Raw genomic sequence first — 3,862 nt, forward strand, 5'->3', positions numbered from 1 at the left:
ATTGTAGGAAAAGCAGCGGATGTGTTACCAGGTTTAGAAGCGATGAGCGCAAAAGAAAAAATGCCAATTTTCTATTTTGATAAATACGGAAGTAAAGTAGACAAACCAGTGGTGAAAAAAGATATTCCTGCTGGCGTAACGGCTCAATCAGTTGTTAAAAACTATATTGATGCTGTTGGTGGTGAAAAAGCGTTAAAAGCAGTTAAAACGATTTTAGTTTCGGCTAAAGGAACCATTCAAGGACAATCTTTAGATATGGTTTCTAAAATTTCAAACAAAGGAATGTCAACTTCTGATATTTCAATGGGCGGAATGTCTATGATGAAACAAGTTATTGGAGATAAATCAGGATATCAAACTGTACAAGGTCAGAAAAAAGCTATTGAAGGTGAAGAATTAGTAAAAGAGAAAAAAGACGCGGTTCCTTTTGTGGAATTAAGCTTTTTATCAGATAAAACAATTGTTTTAAGCGGAATTGAATCACTTAATGGTCAAGATGCTTATGCGGTTCAAGTGGGTACAGCCAAATATTTTTACGATGTAAAAACAGGATTAAGAGTAGCTACCGAAAGCGAGTCAGGCGAAGGTGCTCAAAAACGTAAGACAATGACTTATTATGCTGATTATGTTGAGGTTAAAGGAGTGAAATTCCCATACAAAACTACTATGGACGTTGGAATCCCTTTAGAATTCATTACTCAAGATGTAAAAATTAATGAAGGTGTTACAGATAAAGATTTTGAATAAATTTTTATTTTGAAAATGAAAAAGGATTGCGAAAGCAATCCTTTTTTTATGCAATATATTTTATTTCCTATTCGTTATATATACTCCAAATAAAATAATAATAGTTCCTAAAACTTGTAATAATGTTACCCCTTCGTTAAAAATGATACTCCAAATTGTTGCTACAACTGGTATCAAATACGTTACATTAGAGGCAAAAATAGGAGACGCCATTTGTATGAGTTTGTAAAAATAAATATTTGCTAACCCTGTGCCAACAATTCCTAAAATTGCTACATAAATTAAAGGATGAATAGTATCAGTAATACCAATACCTTCTGCGGTGTTTTGAATGGTATGAAAATTGTAACCCGTAAAAGATAAAATTAACAAAGCAGGAATAAGAAGAAAAGCAAAATTTCCAACTGTAATTCCAATTGGAGAAACATCAAATAAATATTTTTTCACCATATTAATGTTAGCGGCATAACACCAAGAAGCAATAATTACCAATAATGCAAACCAATAATTTTTGGATGGATTTCCTGAAGCTCCAGCGTAAACTAAAATCAAACAACCAATAATTCCTATTAGTAATCCGTAAATTTGTTTCTTTTTAAAAGTGAGTCCGAAAAACACACTCCCAATAATCAATGTATTTAATGGTGTAAACGAGTTTAAAGTCGAACTAATAGAACTACTTATTTGCGTTTGTGCTAAGGAAAAAAGAAAAATAGGGAAGAAGTTACCTAATAATCCGGCTATAATAATGTACTTCATTTTCTTTTTTTCTATTTTAAATAGTTCTTTTCCTGCTATAATTAGTAAAAATACTGAAGTAAAAAGTATTCTATACGCTCCTAATTGATAGGGATTCATTCCACCATCTAATCCTTTTTTCATTAGGATAAATGAACTTCCCCAAACTATTGCTAATAGTAGCAAAATAATCCATTTTGAATTTTTTTCTTTCATAAATAGGTGTAAAAAAATAAGGCTGCCAAATTTGGCAGCCTTAAAGGTATAATTATTTTTAAGATATATTATCCTAAAGCGGCTCTTTTGAAACCTGTTACTTTTAAATCTGCATTTACAGATTTAATATAAGCAGCAACACTCATTGAACTATCTTTGATATAATCTTGATTTACTAAAGTATTATCTTTAAAGAAACGTCCTAATTTTCCTTTAGCGATGTTTTCAATCATTGCTTCTGGTTTACCTTCTTGACGTAACATATCTTTAGCAATTTCTATTTCTTTAGCAATTGTGTCCGCATCAACACCCGCTTCATCCAAAGCGATTGGCGCCATAGCTGCAGCTTGCATAGCTACGTTTCTTGCTGCTTCAGCACCACCATCAACATTTGCTGATAAGGCTACTAATGTAGCAATCCCGTTTCCTGCGTGAATGTATGAATTGATAAATGCACCTTCTAATCTTTCGAAAGCACCAATTTCAATTTTTTCACCAATTACACCTGTTTGCTCAATTAATTTTTCAGCAACAGTAATTCCACCAAAATCAGAAGCTAAGAACGCATCTTTATCAGTAAAATTTAAAGCTAAGTTTGCAAAATCATTTGCTAATTTTACGAAACCTTCATTTTTTCCTACGAAGTCTGTTTCACAATTTAAAGAAATTACAACACCAGCAGTATTATCGCTATTTACCACAGCAATAACAGCACCTTCTGTAGATTCTCTATCCGAACGGTTTGCCGCAACTTTTTGACCTTTTTTTCTTAAAATTTCAATAGCTAATTCAAAATTACCTTCAGCTTCAACTAAAGCTTTTTTGCAATCCATCATACCGGCACCGGTTGTAGTTCTTAATTTGTTAACTTCAGCAGCAGTTATATTTGACATTTTATTTTATTTTAGATTATTAATGTAAATGAAGAAATTCCAATTATAAATTTCCAAATTCCAGGTTTGTAAAATTTATAACAAATAGTTAATAAATTAATTTGGAATTTGGAATTTTACTTTCGGAATTTATATTTTTATGCTTCAGTTGAAGTTTCTTCAGCCTGAGTTTCTGCTACTGGAGCAGCTTCTTCAGCTACCGGAGCAGCTTCAGCATCAGTTTCTTCTTTGTCTGATTTTCTTTCTGATAAACCTTCTGTAATAGAAGCAGTTACTAAAGATAAAATTTTATCGATTGATTTAGAAGCATCATCATTTGCTGGAATAACATACTCAACCAAACGAGGGTCTGAGTTTGTATCAACCATTGCGAAAACTGGAATGTTTAATTTTTTTGCTTCTTTTACCGCGATATGTTCCGCTTTAATATCTACTACGAATAATGCAGCAGGAATTCTAGACATGTCAGCAATTGAACCTAAGTTCTTGTCTAATTTTGCTCTTAAACGATCTACTTGTAAACGCTCCTTTTTTGAAAGTGTCATGAAAGTACCATCTTTTTTCATTCTATCAATAGAAGCCATTTTTTTAATCGCTTTTCTGATAGTGATAAAGTTAGTTAACATTCCACCAGGCCATCTTTCAGTAATGTAAGGCATGTTACAAGCTGCTGCTTTTTCAGCAACTATATCTTTTGCTTGTTTTTTGGTAGCTACGAAAAGTATTTTTCTACCAGATGCTGCAATGCTTTTTAAAGCTTGATTAGCTTCTTCAATTTTTGCAGCAGTTTTATATAGGTTAATGATATGAATACCATTACGTTCCATATAAATGTAAGGAGCCATATTTGGGTCCCATTTACGAGTCATGTGTCCGAAATGTACACCAGCCTCTAGTAACTCTTTAACGTCAATTTTGTTTGCCATTTTGTAATAGTTTACGTTCCGTGTTCTAGCAATGTTCCGTTTAATTTTAAGATTTAAAAATTTAAGATTTAAAGATTATTGTAATTTTTTAATCTTTTAATTTTTCAATCATTTTAATTTTCTCGGCTTCATTTAGATGCTAAACTAATTTCTTTTTCAGTAAAAAGAAATATCGACAACTTGTTTTTAAATTCTAATTTAATTGTAAAAAGGTTTTTGAAAATATATTCTGATAAATATCGAATATTAACGTTTCGAGAATTGGAATCTCTTACGTGCTTTCTTCTGACCGAATTTTTTACGTTCTACCATTCTTGGATCTCTTGTTAGTAATCCTTCTGG

General features: G+C 31.7%; 4 protein-coding genes and 1 pseudogene. 1 reads left to right on the forward strand and 4 read right to left on the reverse strand.

All coding sequences use genetic code 11. The features are described from left to right. Positions 1-747: pseudogene (locus ACIQ11_RS09385) on the forward strand (insulinase family protein); the annotation flags it as partial. 60 nt (positions 748-807) lie between these two features. On the opposite strand, the gene ACIQ11_RS09390 reads toward ACIQ11_RS09385, so the two are convergent. The 4 genes from ACIQ11_RS09390 to rpsI form a co-directional block, all read right to left on the reverse strand. After that, positions 808-1,701 carry a DMT family transporter gene (locus tag ACIQ11_RS09390; protein ID WP_396154362.1) on the reverse strand — a complete coding sequence of 298 codons (894 nt, stop codon included), beginning with the start codon at positions 1,699-1,701 and terminating at the stop codon, positions 808-810. Between the two features lie 68 nt (positions 1,702-1,769). Then, entirely contained in the window at positions 1,770-2,594 is an 825-nt protein-coding gene (tsf, locus tag ACIQ11_RS09395; RefSeq protein ID WP_353078126.1) for a translation elongation factor Ts, read from the reverse strand. Positions 2,595-2,731: 137 nt separating this feature from the next. Beyond that, a complete protein-coding gene (rpsB, locus tag ACIQ11_RS09400) occupies positions 2,732-3,520 on the reverse strand; it encodes a 30S ribosomal protein S2 (protein ID WP_396154363.1) in 789 nt (262 codons plus the stop codon). A 246-nt stretch (positions 3,521-3,766) separates the two neighbouring features. After that, on the reverse strand, positions 3,767-3,862 hold a 96-nt coding region (gene rpsI, locus ACIQ11_RS09405; protein ID WP_396154364.1), incomplete at its 5' end, for a 30S ribosomal protein S9.

This window comes from Flavobacterium sp., from assembly GCF_044361065.1.
Classification (GTDB): domain Bacteria; phylum Bacteroidota; class Bacteroidia; order Flavobacteriales; family Flavobacteriaceae; genus Flavobacterium.